Annotated in this window: 15 protein-coding genes and 1 tRNA gene; 10 read left to right on the top strand and 6 right to left on the bottom strand. The window is 50.4% G+C overall.

The window, feature by feature from the left end:
* Positions 1–3: 3 nt before the first annotated feature.
* On the bottom strand, positions 4–1,293 hold the full coding sequence (gene aceA, locus ABDZ76_RS02925) for an isocitrate lyase (RefSeq protein ID WP_184220929.1): 1,290 nt from the start codon (positions 1,291–1,293) through the stop codon (positions 4–6).
* Positions 1,294–1,541: 248 nt separating this feature from the next.
* On the opposite strand from aceA, the gene ABDZ76_RS02920 reads away from it, so the two are divergent.
* The 5 genes from ABDZ76_RS02920 (at position 1,542) to ABDZ76_RS02900 (ending at position 7,357) form a co-directional block, all read left to right on the top strand.
* Entirely contained in the window at positions 1,542–2,957 is a 1,416-nt protein-coding gene (locus tag ABDZ76_RS02920) for a helix-turn-helix domain-containing protein (RefSeq protein WP_343801052.1), read from the top strand.
* Positions 2,958–3,180: 223 nt separating this feature from the next.
* Entirely contained in the window at positions 3,181–4,284 is a 1,104-nt protein-coding gene (locus ABDZ76_RS02915; protein ID WP_374844520.1) for a polyamine ABC transporter substrate-binding protein, read from the top strand.
* 179 nt (positions 4,285–4,463) lie between these two features.
* The gene (locus tag ABDZ76_RS02910) at positions 4,464–5,609 is read left to right on the top strand and encodes an ABC transporter ATP-binding protein (protein WP_343801049.1); all 1,146 of its coding nucleotides are present in this window, start codon (positions 4,464–4,466) and stop codon (positions 5,607–5,609) included.
* Positions 5,610–5,622: 13 nt separating this feature from the next.
* Positions 5,623–6,531 (top strand): ABC transporter permease subunit, encoded by a 909-nt coding sequence (locus ABDZ76_RS02905; RefSeq protein WP_343801046.1) that lies wholly within the window; start codon positions 5,623–5,625, stop codon positions 6,529–6,531.
* Positions 6,532–6,535: 4 nt separating this feature from the next.
* Positions 6,536–7,357: an ABC transporter permease gene (locus ABDZ76_RS02900; protein ID WP_343801043.1), complete on the top strand. Its 822-nt coding sequence runs from the start codon at positions 6,536–6,538 to the stop codon at positions 7,355–7,357.
* 9 nt (positions 7,358–7,366) lie between these two features.
* Here the strand turns inward: ABDZ76_RS02900 and ABDZ76_RS02895 are convergent, their stop codons facing one another.
* Both ABDZ76_RS02895 and ABDZ76_RS02890 read right to left on the bottom strand, forming a co-directional pair.
* Positions 7,367–9,286, bottom strand: coding sequence for an AsmA family protein (locus tag ABDZ76_RS02895; protein WP_343801040.1), 1,920 nt, complete (start codon positions 9,284–9,286; stop codon positions 7,367–7,369).
* A gap of 197 nt (positions 9,287–9,483) precedes the next feature.
* Entirely contained in the window at positions 9,484–12,744 is a 3,261-nt protein-coding gene (locus ABDZ76_RS02890; RefSeq protein ID WP_343801037.1) for a PAS domain S-box protein, read from the bottom strand.
* Positions 12,745–13,059: 315 nt separating this feature from the next.
* Here ABDZ76_RS02890 and ABDZ76_RS02885 point away from each other — a divergent pair.
* Positions 13,060–13,136 (top strand) — tRNA-His (locus ABDZ76_RS02885).
* Between the two features lie 111 nt (positions 13,137–13,247).
* Here the strand turns inward: ABDZ76_RS02885 and ABDZ76_RS02880 are convergent.
* Both ABDZ76_RS02880 and pobA read right to left on the bottom strand, forming a co-directional pair.
* On the bottom strand, positions 13,248–13,436 hold the full coding sequence (locus tag ABDZ76_RS02880; protein WP_343801034.1) for a hypothetical protein: 189 nt from the start codon (positions 13,434–13,436) through the stop codon (positions 13,248–13,250).
* A gap of 140 nt (positions 13,437–13,576) precedes the next feature.
* Positions 13,577–14,746, bottom strand: a complete 1,170-nt coding sequence (gene pobA / locus ABDZ76_RS02875; RefSeq protein ID WP_343801031.1) for a 4-hydroxybenzoate 3-monooxygenase — start codon at positions 14,744–14,746, stop codon at positions 13,577–13,579.
* Positions 14,747–14,856: 110 nt separating this feature from the next.
* Here pobA and ABDZ76_RS02870 point away from each other — a divergent pair, with 110 nt between their 5' ends.
* Positions 14,857–15,765, top strand: a complete 909-nt coding sequence (locus ABDZ76_RS02870) for a helix-turn-helix domain-containing protein (protein WP_343801028.1) — start codon at positions 14,857–14,859, stop codon at positions 15,763–15,765.
* Here the strand turns inward: ABDZ76_RS02870 and ABDZ76_RS02865 are convergent.
* Positions 15,762–16,517: an IclR family transcriptional regulator gene (locus ABDZ76_RS02865; RefSeq protein ID WP_343801025.1), complete on the bottom strand. Its 756-nt coding sequence runs from the start codon at positions 16,515–16,517 to the stop codon at positions 15,762–15,764. The two genes, ABDZ76_RS02870 and ABDZ76_RS02865, sit on opposite strands and share 4 nt — an antisense overlap.
* A 226-nt stretch (positions 16,518–16,743) precedes the next feature.
* Between ABDZ76_RS02865 and ABDZ76_RS02860 the strand changes: the two genes are divergently transcribed.
* From ABDZ76_RS02860 to pcaF, 3 genes are read left to right on the top strand one after another with little or no spacing between them, the layout of a single operon-like run.
* Positions 16,744–17,595 carry a CoA transferase subunit A gene (locus tag ABDZ76_RS02860; protein ID WP_343801022.1) on the top strand — a complete coding sequence of 284 codons (852 nt, stop codon included), beginning with the start codon at positions 16,744–16,746 and terminating at the stop codon, positions 17,593–17,595.
* Between the two features lie 13 nt (positions 17,596–17,608).
* Positions 17,609–18,382 carry a CoA-transferase subunit beta gene (locus ABDZ76_RS02855; protein WP_343801019.1) on the top strand — a complete coding sequence of 258 codons (774 nt, stop codon included), beginning with the start codon at positions 17,609–17,611 and terminating at the stop codon, positions 18,380–18,382.
* 8 nt (positions 18,383–18,390) lie between these two features.
* Positions 18,391–19,593 carry a 3-oxoadipyl-CoA thiolase gene (pcaF, locus tag ABDZ76_RS02850; protein ID WP_343801016.1) on the top strand — a complete coding sequence of 401 codons (1,203 nt, stop codon included), beginning with the start codon at positions 18,391–18,393 and terminating at the stop codon, positions 19,591–19,593.

The following is a 19,593-nucleotide window of genomic DNA, read 5'->3' as shown; positions in this document are numbered from 1 at the left end:
AACTTATTCAGCTGCGGGCAGGAACTGTGCCTGCTCGGTGGATTCGCCCATAGCGGTTGTCGAAGACTGGCCGCCGGTGATCGCCATGGAAACGGCATCGAAATAACCGGTGCCGACTTCGCGCTGGTGTTTGGTTGCTGTGTAGCCGCGTGCTTCGGCTGCAAATTCAGCTTCCTGCAATTCGGAGTAAGCGGCCATCTGGCGCTCTTTGTAGCCTTTGGCCAGTTCAAACATGCCGTAATTGAGCTGGTGGAAACCGGCGAGCGTGATAAACTGGAACTTATAACCCATCGCACCCAGTTCACGCTGGAATTTGGCGATTGTCGCATCGTCCAGATTGGCTTTCCAGTTGAAGGACGGCGAGCAGTTATAGGCCAGAAGCTTGCCCGGATGCGCCTTATGAACACCTTCAGCAAATTTGCGTGCTTGCTCCAGATCAGGCTTTGATGTTTCGCACCAGATCAGATCGCAATGCGGGGCATAAGCGACAGCGCGGGCAATACATGGCTCCAGACCATTTTTGACATGATAGAAACCTTCCACGGTGCGGCCCTTGTCATAATCGACAAATGGCTGGTCGCGCTCGTCAATATCCGAGGTCAAAAGCTTGGCAGCTTCTGCGTCGGTACGTGCAATCACCAGTGTTGGTGTGCCCATCACATCGGCTGCAAGGCGTGCCGCATTGAGGTTGCGGATATGGGCGGCGGTTGGAATAAGAACCTTGCCGCCTAAATGACCGCATTTTTTCTCTGATGCCAGCTGGTCTTCAAAGTGCACACCGGCAGCGCCTGCCTCAATAAAGGCTTTCATGATTTCAAACGCATTGAGCGGGCCACCAAAACCGGCTTCTGCATCGGCAACAATCGGTGCAAACCATGTGTCAACAGAAAGGCCTTTGCCTTCCGCAGTTTCAATCTGGTCGGCACGCTGCAAGGTTTTGTTGATGCGCTTGGCCAATTCCGGTGCTGCATTGGCCGGATAAAGTGATTGATCCGGATACATGGCAGAAGCCGTGTTGGCATCGGCGGCAACCTGCCAGCCGGAGAGGTAAATTGCCTGCAAACCTGCACGAACCATCTGCATGGCCTGATTGCCGGAAAGCGCGCCCAGTGCGTTAACAAAGTTTTCTTCGTGTATGAGTTTCCAAAGACGGTTGGCACCGTTTTCTGCCAGTGAATATTTGATTTCTACAGAACCGCGCAGGCGTTTGACGTCTTCAGCGCTATGCGCACGTTTGATGCCGTCAAAACGACCCTTTGGAGCGGATGGGATCAGGTTGTAAAAATCAGTCATTTCTAGTCTCCTCACATGAATGAACTTTGTCAAAGGCAAAAGAAATATTGCTTGCCTGTCTGTTACTTTTTTTACAGACCGCTGCTTTGAACAGCTAGAAAAATCACGATTACAGCCAGATAATTGAAGTAACTCTGTCAAAGCTTTGACTGGGTGGCGCTGTAAATTTGTAAAAATTGTCATAAGTTTTTCGTTTCACAATCTTGTAAAAACATGTCAATCTTGCGCGTAACTCAAAGGGGGAGTTGATGAGCGAGCGTAAGATTTTTGCCGGACCACGTATCCGGCGCATCCGCAACGAGCGTGAACTGACGCAAACCGCAATGGCGGAAGCGCTTGGCATTTCGCCCTCATATCTCAATCTGATTGAGCGTAATCAGCGTCCTTTGACCGTGCAGATTTTGCTCAAATTAACATCTGTCTATCAGCTCGACATCAACCAGTTGCAGGGCGAAAGCGGCAGTACGGTTTCGGCATTAAAGGAAGTATTTTCCGATCCTTTACTGAGCGGTGAATTGCCCGGTGATCAGGAACTGATTGAAATTGGTGAGGCGGCTCCCAATGCAGCGCTTGGGGTGATAAAGCTTTACCGCGCTTATAAAGAACAGCGCCAGCGCTTGTCGGACTTGTCGGATATGCTGGCAAAAGATGGCCGCCCCACATCTTTGACCGCGACACGCTTGCCGTTTGATGAAGTGCAGGATGTGCTGGCGCGCCACCCTTATTATTATGTTTCGCTGGAAGAAGAGGCGGATGCCTTTTTGAAATTATTGAATGCGGGTGACGATCTGCAAACTGGTTTAAAAAACTGGCTGCGGACGGAGCATGGCATTACGGTGCGCACATTACCGGTTGCAACCATGCCGGATTGGCGGCGCCGTTATGACCGCCATTCACAACGCTTGTTTATTTCTGAGCGTCTGCCGCTCACGGATCAGTTGCAGGAGATTGCCTGTGAGGCGGTGATGTTGCGCATGCAGGTGGCAATCACTGCGGAAGCGGAAGCTTTAAAACTATCCTCGCGTGAAGCGCGGCGCATTATGATGCAGGAACTTGCCCGCTATGCGGCGCGTGCGCTGATGATGCCTTATCGTAATTTTCGTGAGACTGCCCAGCGGGTTCACTATGATATTGATGTGCTGGCCGCGCGTTTTAAAGTGTCGTTTCAGCAAGCCGCCAACCGGCTGGTTAATTTGCAAAAAACAGGGGCATCGGCCGTGCCGTTTTTTTTGATGGAAATTGACCATGCGGGCAATATTTTCAGGCGGATCGGTGCGCAAGGTTTTCCGCATTCCGGTTTTGGCGGACAGTGCCCGAAGCTGGCGCTTTATGCCAGTTTTGCCAATTCCGGTCAGGTGCTGACAGAGATGGCAGAAATGCCAGATCAAAGCCGCTATCTGACTATCAGCCGCACGGTTGAAGGCATGCAGGCGGGCTTTGATGAAAGGCCGCGCCGCACCGCAGTTTTGCTTGGTATTTCAATGCCTGAAGGGGAAGGGGTGATTTATCAGCGCGGGGTGCCATCAGGCAGGGTTTTGCCGGTTGGCACAGCATGCCGTTTATGCGAGCGTCAGGGCTGTCTGGCGCGCGCTGAACCACCTTTGACAAGGCCATTGGCATTGGATGAATCTGTCTCCGGATTGTCGGCTTTCGACTTCCAATAGGCATGTAAAAAACGCTGCACCGGATATTAATGCGGCAAAAATATCATCTGGCAGATTATTTTGCTTTACTGTCCCCAATTTCTTACGCGGAAAGGATGGATTTTGCCCTTTGTGCGAAAGCTTACTGTTGACGAAAGTTAAGTTATCTAAAAAGGTAGACGAGAGAAATAATCTCGTTGTCTTTAACCTGCATAATTTAACAATATGCAGACTGGAGTGCCTTATGAGACTGAAGCCTTTTCTTCTGACAGTTGGTGCGTTATCCGGGCTTGTAATGGCAGCTGCTCTGCCGGCAATGGCGCAGGAAAAAGTCGTCAATATCTACAATTGGTCGGATTATATTGACGATTCAATCCTGAGAGATTTCACCAAGGAAACGGGTATTAAAGTCGTTTACGACGTTTACGATTCCAATGAAATTCTGGAAACCAAACTGCTGGCCGGTGGTAGCGGTTATGATCTGGTTGTGCCGTCAGGTGAGTTTTTGGGGCGTCAGATTCCAGCTGGTGTTTTCCTGAAACTGGACAAGGAAAAACTGCCTAACCTGAAGTATATGTGGGACGATATTTCGGAGCGCGCATCGGTTTACGATCCGGGCAATGAATATTCGGTCAACTATATGTGGGGCACCACAGGCATTGGTTATAATAAGGCCAAAGTCAAAGAGATTTTAGGAACCGATACGATTGACTCGTGGGACGTGCTGTTTGATCCGGAAAAATCGGCGAAGTTCAAAGATTGCGGTATTTATTTGCTGGATTCTGCCAGTGAAATGCTGCGTCCGGCGCTGAATTATCTGGGTCTTGATCCAAATTCACCTAATCAGGCTGATCTGGAAAAGGCGCAGGATCTCTATTTGAGCATCCGCCCGAATATCCGCAAATTCCATTCGTCTGAATATATCAATGCGCTCGCCAATGGCGATATCTGCATGGCTGTCGGTTATTCCGGTGACGTGTTTCAGGCGCGTGACCGTGCAGAAGAAGCAGGTCAGGGCGTGGAAATCGGCTATTCGATCCCTAAAGAAGGTGCTTTGATCTGGTTTGACCAGATGGCTATTCCGGCCGATGCCAAACATGTTGATGAAGCTTTTGCTTTCATGGATTACATGATGCGTCCGGAAGTTATCGCCAAAGCATCGGATTATGTTTTCTATGCCAATGGTAACAAAGCTTCTGAAGAGTTCTTGAGTAAGGAACTTTTGGAAGATCCGGAAGTTTACCCAAATGAAGATGTGATGAAAAAGCTGTTTGTGCCAACGCCATATGACGCAAAAACGCAGCGTTTTGTGACACGCGCCTGGACAAAAATCGTCACCGGCCAGTAACAAAATCAAACAGAAATCGCCCCGTTAAAAACGGGGCGGTTTTTTAAATCCTGTGTCCAGTTTGAAACTGTCACATTTATTTTAAATATCAGCACTTTAACGGATGATTGCAGCCATTGGGCAGGCCGGTGGCAGTATGAAATTTAAAAGACCGTTGAACCGGATATATGGTGAAGAATATGGAATCTTTTGGCAGCTTTCGCCGTAAATTTGCGCCATGGAGTGATCCGGCAGCAAAGCCGTTTATTTCGTTTGAAAATGTGACGAAGAAATTTGCAGATACCACGGTGGTGGATGATCTGTCGCTGAATATTTTTCACCGTGAGTTTTTTGCTCTTCTGGGCGCTTCCGGTTCAGGCAAATCAACTTTGCTGCGGATGCTGGCCGGTTTTGAAGAGCCGACTTCCGGCCGTATCAAGCTGGATGGTCAGGATTTAACCGGCATCCCGCCTTATAAACGTCCCGTCAATATGATGTTTCAGTCCTATGCTTTGTTTCCGCATATGAGCGTTGAGGCCAATATTGCTTTTGGTCTGAAACAGGACGGCATGGCGAAATCCGAAATGGATGATCGCGTGGCCGAAATGCTGAAACTGGTGAAGCTGGAAAAATTTGCCAAGCGCAAACCGCATCAGTTGTCGGGTGGTCAGCGTCAGCGTGTGGCTTTGGCGCGAGCCGTGGCCAAGCGACCGAAAGTGCTGCTCTTGGATGAGCCATTAGGTGCATTGGATAAAAAACTGCGCGAGGAAACTCAGTTTGAACTGATGGATTTGCAATATAAGCTCGGGCTCACCTTCATCATCGTCACCCATGATCAGGAAGAAGCCATGACGATGGCTGACCGTATTGCGATTATGGATGCCGGCCAGATCATGCAGGTGGCAACACCGGCAGAGGTTTATGAAGCACCGAAGTCGAAATTCATTGCCGACTTTATCGGAAATGTGAACCTGATTGAAGGTGAAGTGGTAAAATCTGCCAATGGAATGGCGGAAATCCATGCGGAAAAACTGGGGCTGACAATCTCGACTGAAACGCGCGAAAATCTGAGCGCGGGGCAAAAGGTCTGGTATGCAGTGCGCCCGGAAAAAACCCGTCTTGAGCGTGAAAAACCGCAAGATGGCTCCATTAATGCGGTGGAAGGCGAATTGTGGGATATCGGTTATTTCGGCGATATGACGGTTTTTCATGTGCGTCTCGATAATGGTTTTACCATTAAAGCATCCAGCATGAATGCCGTGCGCAAAACCGATGATCCGTTTGCCTTTGATGACCGTGTCTGGGTTTCTTTCGATACCGATGCCGGTCTGGTGCTGACCGCCTGAGGAGGCTGATCTCATGCAAAAACTGATCACAGGTCTCACCAGTCGTCTTGTTATTGCAGTGCCATATTTATGGCTGCTGGTGTTGTTTCTGATCCCGTTTTTTATTGTCTTCAAAATATCGCTTTCACAGGTGGCGATGGCCATTCCGGCCTATGCGCCTGCCTTTAATTTCACCGACAGTTTCGCTGAAATCTGGGCGAAGGTGAAACAGCTTTCTTTTGATAATTACTTCTGGCTGATGGAAGATGCGCTTTATTACAAAGCCTATCTGTCGAGCCTGAAAATTGCGTTTATTTCCACGGTGCTTACATTGCTGATCGGTTATCCGATGGCCTATGGCATTGCGCGTGCCCCGTTGAAACATCGCCCTATGCTGCTAATGCTGGTGATCCTGCCATTCTGGACATCATTTCTCATCCGCGTTTATGCGTGGATTGCGATTTTGAAGCCGGAAGGTTTGCTTAATCAGTTTTTGATCTGGGCTAATATTATCGATACGCCTTTGATCATTTTAAACACGGATACAGCGATTTATATCGGTATTGTCTATTCTTACCTGCCATTTATGGTGCTGCCGCTTTATGCGGCCTTGGAAAAAATGGATCATTCGCTGATTGAGGCCGCGCAGGATTTGGGCTGTCCGCCACTGGCTGCTTTCTGGAAAATCACCTTCCCGCTGTCGCTGTCCGGCGTTGCGGCTGGTTGTTTTCTGGTATTCATTCCGGCGATGGGTGAGTTTGTTATTCCTGATCTTTTGGGCGGATCACAAACGCTGATGATTGGTAAAACCATCTGGAGCGAGTTTTTCTCTAATCGCGACTGGCCGGTTGCATCGGCGGTGGCGGTCATTCTGCTGCTTATTCTGATTGTACCGATCATGATCTTCCAGAAGGTACAAGCGCGAATGCAGGAAAAGGGCTGACATCATGAACGCTAAATGGTCACGTTTTAATATCGTCTCTGTCGTCCTCGGCTTTGCATTTTTGTACCTGCCGATTGTGCTGTTGGTGGTTTATTCCTTCAACGAGTCCCGATTGGTGACAGTCTGGTCGGGCTTTTCCACCAAATGGTATGTGACGCTTTTTAACAACCACGCTTTGATGGATGCGGCATGGGTTACCATTCGTGTCGGGCTGCTATCGGCAACCATTGCGACAGTGCTTGGCACATTGGCCGCATTGGCGCTCACTCGTTATACGCGGTTTCGCGGGCGGATGCTGTTTTCGGGCATGGTCTATGCACCGCTGGTGATGCCGGAAGTGATCACCGGTCTGTCGATGCTGCTGCTGTTTGTGTCCATCAATCTTGATCGTGGTTTCTGGACATTGCTGCTGGCGCATATCACATTTTCAATGTGTTTTGTGGCGGTGGTTGTGCAGTCGCGTCTCATCAGCTTTGACCGTTCACTGGAAGAGGCCGCGCAAGATTTGGGCGCAACACCGGTGGTAACATTTATGAAAATCACCTTGCCGCTTATTTTGCCTGCGGTTTTATCCGGTTGGGTATTGGCGTTCACCTTGTCGCTGGATGATCTGGTTATTTCCAGTTTCACCTCGGGGCCGGGTGCAACCACTTTGCCGATGAAGATTTATTCGCAGGTGCGCTTTGGTGTGACACCGGAAATCAATGCAATCTGCACGATCCTCATTGCATTGGTAACAACGGGTGTGATCATCGCGTCAATCGTCAACAAGCGCCGCGAAGTGCAGCGCCAGCGTGACGAGCGGGCGGTTTATCAAGCCGGTTAAGGGATCAAGTTAAGGCTTGTTCATGGGTGAGATAAACGGTCGATCCCACGAACCACCAACAAAGAAATGAATGTCAGGCGCTGGTTTTTCCGGCGCCTGTTCTGTTTCAGTACCTTCTGCATTGGTCGGATTTTCGGCCTCTTTGACCGGCAAAGTCAGCGTGCCGGAAAGGGCGAGGGAGCGATCAAGAAACGGTACAATACCGGCCAATGACAAGGTGCCGCTTTCGGTTTCAAGCTTGGCGGTGTTGAAGGTAGCAACGCCATCGGCAAGCCCTGCCTGCAAGTCCAGACGTTTAAAATTCAGCGCGGTATTTTCTTTACGCTCAAGCGCGAAAAAGCGCTCGGAACTGGCATTTTTGATGAAATTATCAATGTCGAAGCCTTGCAATTTACCATTGCCGAAATTGATGCTGATTTCACCATCGGCATTGGTTGGCAGTTTCGACCATTTTGTCAGCGGCGCTTTCATGATGAGGGCAATATTGCCGCGCGCAGAAATAAAGCCGCTGCTTAGACCAAACACTTTGGTAAAATCAGTACTGTCGATATCGCTGCCGTTAAAGCGCAATTCAGCATTGGTGCCTTGCAGGTCACGCTGAATTTGCACGCTGGCAGAGACATTGCCTTTAAAGGCTTTGGCGTCACCAATATCAAACAATGCCCGTCCGTTGCGCACCTGCACTGCGGCGGCCACATTATTCATGCTGAGGGGGCCTGCGCTGGCTGTCTGGGCGGAAAGGCGCAAATCAACTTCTGCTAATTGCATAAAGTCGGTGTTGATCATATCGCGCTTGTCGCTCTCGCCGCGCTCAAAATCATAAAATGCATTATTGCCGCGCTTATCGGGCAGGGGAATAAAGGCGCTGATCAGCCCGCGAAAATTGAGGTGCTGAAAAGCCAGTGTGCCACTGATGGAAGGGCGCGGGGCTTGCGGTACAAATTCAATCACGCCCTTGGCCGGATTATTTTCATTGTCCAGCACCAGATCATTGAGGCGGATGAGCGAGCGTGTAGCACTTAAGTTGCTGGCAACCGTCAAAGCGCCGACATTGGCAGAGCCCGGTGCAGCAGGTGCGCCAAGCCAATACATGGTGCGGCTTAAATCCGGCGTTTTGGCGTTTATGGCGCCTTCAAAAATATAGTCGCTGGAAATATTGGCCTTGCCGTTAAAGCTGAGTTCCAATGGTTTGGAGGTGATTGAGGCGGTGACAGCAGCGGTTGCACCGGCAAAAAGCTGCAAAGGATTGGGTGCAGAAAGATCAAATTCCGTGACTTCATCTTTCCAGCGCGCATTGCCTTTTAGCGACGCCGATTGCGTGGTTTGCGGCCAGTTAAGCGTGGCGTTGATGCCATTGACCACTTCATCCACTTCAGAGCCGTATTTGCGGAAAGTGAGGGTGCCGTCGCGCACAATAATCCGGCCAAAAGGCTGAGATGTTTGCTGGCGGGTTTCCACATCACTTTTTTGCTCAGTGATCAGATATTTGGCGGCGCGAATGGCAACGCCCAGACGTCCGTCTGATTTGGCCAATCCTTCCAGCAATTGCTGCGGGTCAATCACCGGTTCGCCCAGATCAAAAACAGGACGCACCAATTGCGTTTCGTAAAAAGAAATATGGCCGATCAGGGCATCAAAAGGCGATAATTCGACATCAATACGCTCGACGCTCATGACTTTTTTCGTGCTGGCATCGCTGTAATCGCTCAAAACCACATCATTGAGCGAAGCACGTAAGGTCGGGAAAAACTTCAGCTGCGGCGCCTGACGCAACTCCACCGTATAGCCTGTCCAGCTGCTGAGTTCCTGTGCCACGCGAATGCGGATAGCATCACTCGATACGATATAAGGCAGTGCGGTAATGGCTGCGATTGCAGCCGCACTGATCATAACGATGATTGCCAGAATGAGGCGCAGCGTTTTGGGCATGAATGTCCTGAAAGTCGAGTTGGTGCCGGATCAAGGGTTGATGTGAGAACCCCTTATAGCCGATTTTTTAAACTTTAGTCTCAAAATCGAAGAAATATAGCATAACAGCATAAAAAAACGCCTTTGAGAGTCGTTTTCTCTCAAAGGCGGCGTGGAGGCAAAACAATTGCAACGGTGTAAGTTGCAGAAATTTAAAACTAATCAGCAAGCACGCGGGTTGGCGGGAAGGTGATTTCCACCACTGTGCCCTGACCCGGATTGGAATTAATCGTCAATTGGGCACGATTGGCTTCAACCATCGCCTTGGTGAGCGGTAACCCTAAGCCAGTGCCTTCATTGCGCCAGTCTTTTGATGTTTCGCTATGACGGCGCATCCGGTTATTAACCTGACGGAATGGTTTTAAGGCTTGTTCAATTTCGCTCTTGTCCATGCCAACGCCGGTGTCACGCACGCGCATGATGACATCGCCGTTCATTTCATAGCTGGTGGAGACAATCACTTGTCCGCCAGCTTGCGTAAAGCGCACTGCATTGGAAAGCAGGTTTAACGCGATTTGTTTGATTGAACGGACATCAGCAACAATTTCCGGTAAGTTTGAGGCAAAGCTGGAACGGATAATCACCCGCTCACGGTTCGCCTGCGGCTGCATCAGAGCAACGGCTTCTGAAATCGCATCATTGAGGGATACGGCTTCAAAATCCATCTCCTGCGCACCAGCTTCGATCTTGGAAATATCCAACAGATCGTTGACGAGTGTCAGCACATGATTGCCGGAACGGTTGATATCGCGCAAATAATCGCGATAACGCTGATTGCCGATAGGGCCGAATTTCTCGTCTGCCATCAGTTCGGAAAAGCCGATAATGGCATTAAGCGGTGTGCGGATTTCATGGCTGATCCGTGCCAGAAACTCGGTTTTCTGACCGGATGCGCGTTCGGCTTCGCGTCGTGCGGAGGTCAGCTCTTCTTCGGCGCGTTTCCACTGCGTAATATCGCGCAACACAGCACAGAAACTGTCGGAAGCAGGCAGTTTACCCAATGTCATAAACATCGGAATGAAGCCGCCTTGTGCTTCGCGGCCAATCACTTCGCGCCCGTCATTCAATACGCTCATCACACCATTTTCGGAAAGGCTGTTGAGATAGTCCATCGCCGAGCGCTGGCTTTCAATAGCAAAAAGCAGTGAGAAACTCTTGCCGCGAATTTCATCCTCTTCATAGCCAAAGAGTGCAGCAGCCGAATGGTTGAGCGAACGGATAAGCCCGTCATTGTCGATCAGCACAACGCCGTCAGTAGCTGTGTCCAAAATGGAGGTCAGCTCTTCCACTTGCGTTTGCAGGCGGCGGCGCGAGGCTTCGCTGTCTTTTAACTGCGTATTGTCAGCAGTTGTTTCACTTTTGGTTTCTGCTTCTGGCTGTGGCTCGAAAACAGGTGCCTGATCCGGTGATGGCGCCAGTGTCTGTGCTGGCGCTTCAGTCACCGGCGCGGCGGCAACAGTAACCTGCTTTGGCATGATGCTGAGCATCAGCGCTTTCTGGCCGTGCCAGGGCACGGATTGCAGTTGCACATCGACAGGGTGTTCGCTGCCATCCTGATGGCGCAGCACCATGGAATCATCATGGCTGTCATCATCGCGCTCGGTGTTGAAAAGCGCATCAATGCCGCCGCTCTGGTTGATCTCATCGCTGTTATGATAGCTGGTCAATGTCAAAAAGGCCGGATTGGCATAAATCACATTGCCATTGGTGTGCAGGATCAGCGGAAACGGCACATGGGCAAGCATATGCGCTTCATCAACAGGCTTGGCCGCAACGGCTGCTGGCTTTTCTTCTTTTTTGTCGTCTTGCAACAAAGGTGCCGGTTGCGGCTCAATGGCTGCCTTAACGGCTGGCGTTGCATCAGCTTGCGCAGTGGATGGCTTTTTGTTGAACTCCGGCAGGTTTAACAGCGGGCGCTCAATGCGTGAGGCTGCATCATTGCGGAAAGGCAATGTGTGCTGTTCCGGCGCGTCAGCTTCGCTTGTTTTATCTTCTGCTGGTGCAGGTGTTTTGGCAAAAGGCGAATCATCGCGCTGGCTGGCTAAACCCTGACGGCGCAGACGATCGGCAATCTCACGGAAAGCATTGCGTTCGGTGTCGCTTAAACCGCTTTCTGATCGTGTGGTGGTTTCTGCCGGTTTTGGTTCTTTGGTTTGTTTGGCAGCTTGCTGCACTTGCTGTCTGGCAAGTTCAGCAATCAGTTCTTCACTGCGCTTTGGCAGGATGGATTGTACCTCGGCAGCCACTGCGGCCGGTGACGGCGCTTCAATTTTTGCGGTCTCAACAGGTTTTTCAACAGTGCGCGGCGGCAAATCACCGGAAAGGCAGAGGCCGATTTTTTCAGGGTCAGGCAAAGCGTCTGCCACATGCACGACACCAAAGCCGTTAAAGCCGGCAAATTCTCGATCCCGTGAAAAAACAGGCAGGGCTGCAAGCTCAACCGGTACATGCAAAGAAGTGCCTTCCGCCGGCCACATTACACGGCGGCCAGACCATGTGGCGCGGCTTTGCAACAAATGTGCAATTTCATTATGCGGATCAAGGCCGAAAACATTGGCAACATCATTGAAACGACGGCCGATAATGTCAGCTGCTTTGGGGCCCAGAACTTCGGCAAAATTGTCGGATAATTCGGTGAAGACGTGATCTGCGTCCACTTTCCAGACAAAGCGTGTAATCGGCGCTTCCGGATCAAAGCGAAAACGCTGCGACTGCTGCGGCTGTTGTGCCAGGGCAGGAGCGCTTTCCGGCAAGGCAGGCTTGTCGCTAAACTCAGCCTCATCGGCAACGATATAAAGAAGATGCAAGGCCGGTTCATGCTCAAGGCGGATAATGGCGCCAGGAATTGAGCGGTTGTCGGCGCGGATGCGGCGCTTCAACATATGATCGGCAGCATCGGCCACTTCAATGGTCAGATCGGTCAGGGTGCTTGGTGCAATGCCTGCTTTGCTAAAGCTTTTGGTGCTGGCAATGATGTTGCCATTTGCATCCAACAAAGCTGCATGGCTGTTGGCGCTATCAAGCCCGCGCAGAACCGGATGATCGGTGAGGGTGGGGACGTGCTCAAATTGCTGGTTTGATTCCAGCAAAACGGCTTTCGCCCCATCAGGCAGGCTCAGATGAGAGATTTGAAACTGTTGCAGGTTGCTTCCCAGCCGCAGAGAAATTGTGCGGTTTTCATCCGGCAGCATCGAGCTTAGCTGGCTGGTGATTTGGCGCTGGCTGGTTGCATTGAGAATATCGGTTGCTTCATCGGCGCTATAAATATCGGCAATGCCAAAAAGAGCCGCACCTGAAGCATTGATCCAGATAAGCGAATGAAGATCGGCGCTAAAAAGAGCTTGAGCATTTGCTCTGGCAAAACCGCTGCGGATTTTTCCCAGTGCTACAATATCAATAAAGGGATAGCGTCCCTGCATGCTCAACTCTCGCCGTGTCTCAGTTCAAAACCTTAATATTCCCTTAATAAAGCTTATGCCCTTGCTGGTCTATAATTACAGCTCTTTTGAGGCAGCGGTTTTTCAAAACGTAGTTAACGCGCGTGATTGGTAAAGAATTTTGAGGTGATTTGAGCTGCGAATATGGATTTTGCTGTGAATTTCTGGTGCTTCTTTGAATTTCTTACGATATTTCACAGAAAAGAGCACGATAATGGCTTGCAATATGGAACGATTCTCCGTATGTGACCCCTATCAGCAGTGCAGCACATGCTCCTGTTGATGAAGAAAAGGTACGCGGTCGTAGCTCAGTTGGTTAGAGCGCAGGATTGTGGCTCCTGAGGTCAGTGGTTCAAATCCACTCGACCGTACCATTTCGAAACACTTCCCCTTAAATTAAAAACTAAACTGCCTTGTATATATGCGTCATCTTTGCGCATAAAAAATGCCGCTTCGCTGGTATAGCGCCGCGGCATGTCGAAGGCTTATTTAAAAGCTAAGGGGGCGCTGATGATATCAGATCGGTTGTCCCATTTTTCCATTTCTAACCGCAGAGCACGAAGCCGTTCGGTTTTCTTTTGAACTTTGTTACGTTCAGCATCAATCAGTTCACGAGCAATTCTATCAGCCCGCTCATGCCTGTTTTCAGGTCTTTCATTGGTATTTGTTGACATAAAAACACTCCATATTGCTTTTTATATGTAGTATTTTTATTTTCAATTTCAATAGATGGTCAAAATGGCCGCATTTATCATGATTTATACTCATGACTTATAATGCGACCATTTTGATTATTGAAATATATATTTAGTAATTAATAAGGAAGTCCTACGTAATTCTCTGACAGTGCAGTAGAAGCGGCAGTTGAATGAACAAGATATTCAAGATCAGCTTCTTGTATCTTCTGGTCAAAAGCACCCATTTCAGGAAAACGATGCAGCATTGTGGTCATAGACCATGAAAAACGCTCAGCCTTCCAGACGCGTGCCAAAGCGCGGGCTGAATAGGCATCCACACCGGCTTTGGATTTCTCCGCATAAAACTCACGCAGGCCTTCAAACAGATAATGCACATCGCTGGCGGCGAGATTGAGCCCTTTGGCACCGGTTGGCGGCACGATATGTGCGGCATCGCCGACCAGAAACATCCGGCCAAAGCGCATCGGTTCGGCCACGAACGAACGCAAAGGCGCAATGGATTTTTCAAAGGAGGCGCCGGTTTTTAAATTATCGGCATGAACTGCAGGGAGGCGGCGACGCAACTCGTCAAAGAAACGCTCATCACTCCAGTCTTCGATTTTTTCATCCAGCGCGCATTGGATATAATAACGACTTCGGGTTTCCGAGCGCATGGAGCAAAGTGCAAAACCACGCGGATGGTTGGCATAGATCAGCTCGTGATCGACGGGGGGCTGATCGATCAAAATTCCAAGCCAGCCAAAGGGGTAAATCTTCTCAAAATTCTGGATGGATTTTTCAGGCACTGATCTGCGGCAGACGCCGTGATAGCCATCACAACCCGCAATATAATCGCAATCAATACGATGGGTAACACCGTCTTTTTCAAAAGTGACATAAGGCTGATCGCTGTCGAAGTCATGGGGCGTTACGTTTTGCGCTTCATAAAAGCCTTGTGTGCCACTTTTTGCGCGCTCATCCATCAGGTCTTGGGTCACCTCTGTCTGGCCATAGACAATAACGCGTTTGCCGGTGAGGCTTGTAAGATCAATGCGATGGTCCTGCCCGTCAAAGGCTAATGAAATGCCTTCATGCGGCAGCCCTTCCTGATGCAATCTTTGCGATGCACCGGCCTGATCCATCAGGCTGACCATACCTTCTTCCAGCACACCTGCACGCACACGACCAAGAATATAATCCGGGCTGACACGGTCGAGAATAATATTATCAATACCGGCTTTGGTCAGTAATTGACCAAGTAACAGCCCTGATGGTCCCGACCCGATAATAACTACTTGTGTGCGCATTCAATCCTCCGACGCATTCTGAAGCGCTTATTCTGGGTGGGTCGTAATTTCTTACAATGCACTTTTCACACATAGAGTTGTACTTTTTAAACATTGTGTTAGCTTGGATTATGCTTAAATCTGTGCCCACATATGAGCTTTATGGTGAGAAATCTGACGAAAAGCCGGATTTTTGGCTGCATAGCGAGACGATTTTCTCCCGAAGCAGCCTGCATCAATTTGAAATCAAATTGCACCGGCATGATAATTTCTATCAGTTTCTTTACATTGAAAGCGGGCAGGGCAGTGTGTTTCTGGAACATGAAACACTGCAATTTACCGGTCCTTGCGCCATTTTAATGCCGCCGGATTTTAGCCACGGCTTTGCTTTTTCGCGTGATATTATTGGTCATATCACGACGATTTTGCAGCCGGAAATGCCGGTTTTGCAAGACGGGCGCTCATCGGCAGACTGGCTGAACAAGCCGCAACTGGTGCTGATGCATAATGCGCCAGAGCCTGTGCAAAGCTATCTGGCCGCAACGGTCAGGCTGCTCTATGAGGAGTTTTCCGCCCGCAATCATTTGCGCAATCATATGTTGGAAACCCATCTGACCAGTGCTTTGCTGATGGTGGGGCGTCATGCGGTGAAGGCGCATTCCGAGCGGGCTGGCTTTGGTGCCTCGCAAAATGAGCGGCGCATGGAGAGGCTGCTGGAATTGATCCGCCGCCATTTTCGGGAGCATTTGCCGGTTGGTTTCTATGCCGAGGCTCTGCACCTGACACCCATTCATCTCAATCGTGTCACGCGTGAAATAACGGGGCAGACTGTGCAGGAGTTACTCAGTGCGCAACTGATTGAAGCGGCAAAGCGCGAATTGGTGGCTATGCCGCATTCGGTGCAGACGATCAGCTATAATCTTGGTTTTAGCGATCCGGCTTATTTTTCCAGATTTTTTCTGCGTGAAACAGGCCAAACCCCGCGCCAATATCGCTTGAGTGAACATCAGCGCTTAAGTGGTGAGGTTGGAGAGCCTTAACCAAGCAGACTGCGCAAAGCGGCTTGGGCTTTGAGCATGGCGGGTAAAAAGCGGTCGCGTAATTCTTCCACTGACACATGCGCGACAGGCGCGCCGATATTGATGGCAGCGACCACTTGATTGCGGTGATTGAAAACCGGCACGGCAATAGAGCGCAAGCCCAGTTCCAGCTCCTGATCGTTAATCGCATAGCCATGGCTTCGCACCTGATCAAGTTCGGCGGTCAGATCGGCAATGGATGTGCGGGTAAATTCGGTTTTGGCAATTCTGTCGGTGGTGTTGAGAATGCCGAGTGCTTCTTGTGGCGGCAAGGCGCTGAGCAAAACGCGCCCCATCGAGGCGCAATAGGCAGGCAGGCGGCTGCCGGATGTAAGATTGATGGAAATCACCCGCATTTGTGCAGCGCGTGCGATATAAACAATTTCATTGCCGTCCAGCACTGATGCGGAAGCGCTTTCGCCGACTTCTTCTGAGAGCTGATCCAGCACCGGCTGGAGAATCGTCGGCAATGGCGTTGCCGATAAATAGGCATGGCCGAGGCGTAGAATTTTCGGCTGCAGCATAAAAAACTTGCCGTCATATTCTGCGTAGCCGAGATGTGCGAGGGTGAGCAGGCAGCGTCTGGCGGTGGCGCGATCAAGGCCGGTTACATTGGCAATATCAGTAATCGACATTCTTGGTTTATCGGCTGCAAAAGCCTCAATCACCTGTAAACCCTTGGCAAGACCACCGATAAAATCTGTTTTTTGCATTTGGTTTGTTTGCCTTTTCTGATCGCTTTTGGGTGGTCTTATAGTCTGTAAACAGTGCAACTCCATAATAAATAATTTGTGCGACTATTGAACAAATGTCAAATATCGCACAAATTATTTGACCGATAAGAGCGATAATGCCTAACCTTGATTTTAAGAGGCAGTGCTGACCTTTGATCAGGCGCAGCATTGCGGGCGGTTTTGAAAAATCGGGAGTTAAGCAGTTATGGCGCGTATAATGACGCTTGCCCAAGCGATTGCAGAAAATGTCAAAGACGGCGATACGGTTGCGATGGAAGGGTTCACCCATCTCATCCCTTATGCGGCTGGTCATGAGGCTATCCGTCAGGGGCGCAAAGATCTGACCATTATCCGTATGACACCGGATATTTTGTACGATCAGCTGATTGGTGTCGGCGCTGTCAAAAAGATGAAATTTTCATGGGGCGGCAATCCGGGTGTGGGTTCGCTGCACCGTTTCCGCGATGCGGTGGAAAAACACTGGCCGCATAAGCTGGAAGTGGAAGAACACTCCCATGCCGCAATGGCCAATGCTTATGAGGCCGGTGCTGCTAACTTACCTTTTGCCATGTTGCGCGGCTATATCGGCGCTGATCTGCCAAAGGTGAATGCGCAAATTAAATCGGTGACATGCCCGTTTAGCGGTGAGGTGCTGGCAGCCGTTCCTTCTATTCGTCCTGATGTGTCGCTTATCCATGCGCAGCGTGCTGACCGCAAAGGCAATGTGCTGATCGAGGGTATTGTCGGCGTGCAAAAGGAAGCTGTGCTGGCGGCCAAACGCTCGGTGGTGACGGTTGAAGAAATCGTTGATGAATTGCAACCGGCTTCGCCTAATTCGCTGGTGCTGCCTTCATGGGCGGTCACAGCTGTTGTTGCTGTGCCGGGTGGTGCTTTCCCGTCTTATGCGCAAGGTTATTACAAGCGTAACAATGCTTTTTATCTGGCATGGGATGAAATCGCGCGTGACCGCGATAGTTTCCAGCAATGGGTGAAGGAAAATATTCTGGAAAAAACACCGGAAGATTTTGCCCAATATGCCAAAGCGGCCAAGAATTAAGCGGGAGAGCGTGATGTCTGATTTTACTCCGAATGAGATGATGACGATTGCTGCTGCGCGGTCGTTGACCAATGACGATGTGTGCTTTGTCGGCATCGGTGCGCCGTCTGCCGCCTGCAATGTGGCGCGTTTGACCCATGCCCCTGACATTACCCTGATTTATGAAAGCGGCACTGTCGGCACCAAGCCGGATGTATTGCCGCTTTCCATTGGTGATGGCGAATTATGCGACACTGCTTTGTTTACCGTTTCGGTGCCGGAAATGTTCCGTTACTGGTTACAGGGCGGTCATGTCACGACCGGCTTTTTGGGCGGTGCGCAGATCGATCGCTTTGCCAATCTGAATACCACTGTGGTTGGTGATTATGATCAGCCAAAAGTGCGTTTGCCAGGTGGTGGCGGGGCACCGGAAATCGCTTCCAATTGTGGCCAGATTTTCATCACAATGGCGCTCAGCAAACGTGGTTTTGTTGAAAAACTGCCTTTCGTCACTTCGATGGGGCATGGCGAAGGCGGCAATCACCGTGAGCGCTTGGGGCTGACAACAAAAGGCCCGACCCGTGTGATTACAGACTTGTGTATTCTGGAACCGGATGAGACAACAAAAGAGCTGACAGTGACATCCATTCATCAGGGTGTCAGCCGTGAGCAGATCGTTGAAAATTGCGGCTGGGATATTCGTTTTGCTGATCATGTGGTGGAAACACCGGTGCCGACGGAAAATGAACTGCGCGTATTGCGTGATATCCATGCCCGTACCAAACGTGCGCACCAAGGGGAGGCGTAAAAGCTATCATGAGTGAAGCTTATATTTGCGATTATATCCGCACACCAATCGGCCGTTATGGCGGTGCTTTGTCTTCTGTGCGTGCGGATGATCTGGGTGCTGTGCCTTTGCGCGCTTTGATGGCACGTAATCCTAATGTTGATTGGGAAGCCGTCGATGATGTGATTTATGGTTCTGCCAATCAGGCCGGTGAAGATAATCGTAACGTCGCGCGCATGTCTTTGTTGCTCGCAGGCTTGCCGGTGAGTGTTTCCGGCACCACCATCAACCGTCTTTGCGGCTCCGGCATGGATGCCGTCATTTATGCTGCCCGTGCCATTCGTGCCGGTGAAGCAGAATTGATGATTGCCGGTGGCGTGGAAAGCATGAGCCGCGCCCCTTTCGTGATGCCGAAGGCTGATAGTGCCTTTTCGCGTAAAGCTGAAATTTATGACACGACCATTGGCTGGCGCTTCATCAACCCGTTGATGAAAAAGCAATATGGTGTCGATTCCATGCCGGAAACCGGTGAGAATGTTGCTGCCGATTACAATGTGTCGCGTGCTGATCAGGATGCTTTTGCACTGCGCAGCCAGCAAAAAGCTAAAGCAGCGCAGGACAACGGCCGCTTGGCAAAAGAAATCACCCCTGTTTCCATTCCGCAGCGCAAAGGCGATCCGGTTGTGGTGGATACAGATGAGCATCCGCGCGAGACGACAATGGAAGCATTGGCCAAACTTCGCACACCTTTCCGCGAAGGTGGCAGCGTAACCGCTGGCAATGCGTCTGGTGTCAATGATGGCGCCGCCGCGCTGATTATTGCATCAGAAGAAGCCGTCAATAAGTATGGATTGACGCCGATTGCCCGTATTATGGGTGGCGCTTCTGCCGGTGTCAGCCCTCGCATTATGGGCGTTGGGCCTGTGCCTGCCACGCAAAAACTCTGTGCGCGTCTTGGTCTTAAGCCGCATCAGTTTGATGTGGTGGAGCTTAACGAAGCTTTCGCGTCACAAGGCTTGGCTGTTTTGCGTGAGCTGGGATTGGCGGATGATGCGGATCAAGTAAACCCGAATGGCGGAGCGATTGCGCTTGGTCATCCGCTTGGTATGTCGGGTGCGCGTATCACTGGCACAGCGGCATTAGAACTTGGTTTGACAGGCGGTAAATATGCACTGTCGACCATGTGTGTTGGCGTTGGCCAAGGCATTGCTGTTGCATTAGAACGCGAATAA

The organism is Paenochrobactrum glaciei (assembly GCF_039522165.1).
Taxonomy (GTDB): Bacteria; Pseudomonadota; Alphaproteobacteria; order Rhizobiales; family Rhizobiaceae; genus Paenochrobactrum; species Paenochrobactrum glaciei.
Note: the sequence above shows the minus strand (reverse complement) of the source record. Positions and strands in the feature narration are given on the sequence as shown.

What these genes read in the sequence shown, in the direction of transcription:
- aceA (WP_184220929.1), bottom strand. Translation starts at nt 1,293, where the DNA reads ATGACTGATTTTTACAACCTGATCCCATCCGCTCCAAAGGGTCGTTTT.
- ABDZ76_RS02920 (WP_343801052.1), top strand. Translation starts at nt 1,542, where the DNA reads ATGAGCGAGCGTAAGATTTTTGCCGGACCACGTATCCGGCGCATCCGC.
- ABDZ76_RS02915 (WP_374844520.1), top strand. Translation starts at nt 3,181, where the DNA reads ATGAGACTGAAGCCTTTTCTTCTGACAGTTGGTGCGTTATCCGGGCTT.
- ABDZ76_RS02910 (WP_343801049.1), top strand. Translation starts at nt 4,464, where the DNA reads ATGGAATCTTTTGGCAGCTTTCGCCGTAAATTTGCGCCATGGAGTGAT.
- ABDZ76_RS02905 (WP_343801046.1), top strand. Translation starts at nt 5,623, where the DNA reads ATGCAAAAACTGATCACAGGTCTCACCAGTCGTCTTGTTATTGCAGTG.
- ABDZ76_RS02900 (WP_343801043.1), top strand. Translation starts at nt 6,536, where the DNA reads ATGAACGCTAAATGGTCACGTTTTAATATCGTCTCTGTCGTCCTCGGC.
- ABDZ76_RS02895 (WP_343801040.1), bottom strand. Translation starts at nt 9,286, where the DNA reads ATGCCCAAAACGCTGCGCCTCATTCTGGCAATCATCGTTATGATCAGT.
- ABDZ76_RS02890 (WP_343801037.1), bottom strand. Translation starts at nt 12,744, where the DNA reads ATGCAGGGACGCTATCCCTTTATTGATATTGTAGCACTGGGAAAAATC.
- ABDZ76_RS02880 (WP_343801034.1), bottom strand. Translation starts at nt 13,436, where the DNA reads ATGTCAACAAATACCAATGAAAGACCTGAAAACAGGCATGAGCGGGCT.
- pobA (WP_343801031.1), bottom strand. Translation starts at nt 14,746, where the DNA reads ATGCGCACACAAGTAGTTATTATCGGGTCGGGACCATCAGGGCTGTTA.
- ABDZ76_RS02870 (WP_343801028.1), top strand. Translation starts at nt 14,857, where the DNA reads ATGCTTAAATCTGTGCCCACATATGAGCTTTATGGTGAGAAATCTGAC.
- ABDZ76_RS02865 (WP_343801025.1), bottom strand. Translation starts at nt 16,517, where the DNA reads ATGCAAAAAACAGATTTTATCGGTGGTCTTGCCAAGGGTTTACAGGTG.
- ABDZ76_RS02860 (WP_343801022.1), top strand. Translation starts at nt 16,744, where the DNA reads ATGGCGCGTATAATGACGCTTGCCCAAGCGATTGCAGAAAATGTCAAA.
- ABDZ76_RS02855 (WP_343801019.1), top strand. Translation starts at nt 17,609, where the DNA reads ATGTCTGATTTTACTCCGAATGAGATGATGACGATTGCTGCTGCGCGG.
- pcaF (WP_343801016.1), top strand. Translation starts at nt 18,391, where the DNA reads ATGAGTGAAGCTTATATTTGCGATTATATCCGCACACCAATCGGCCGT.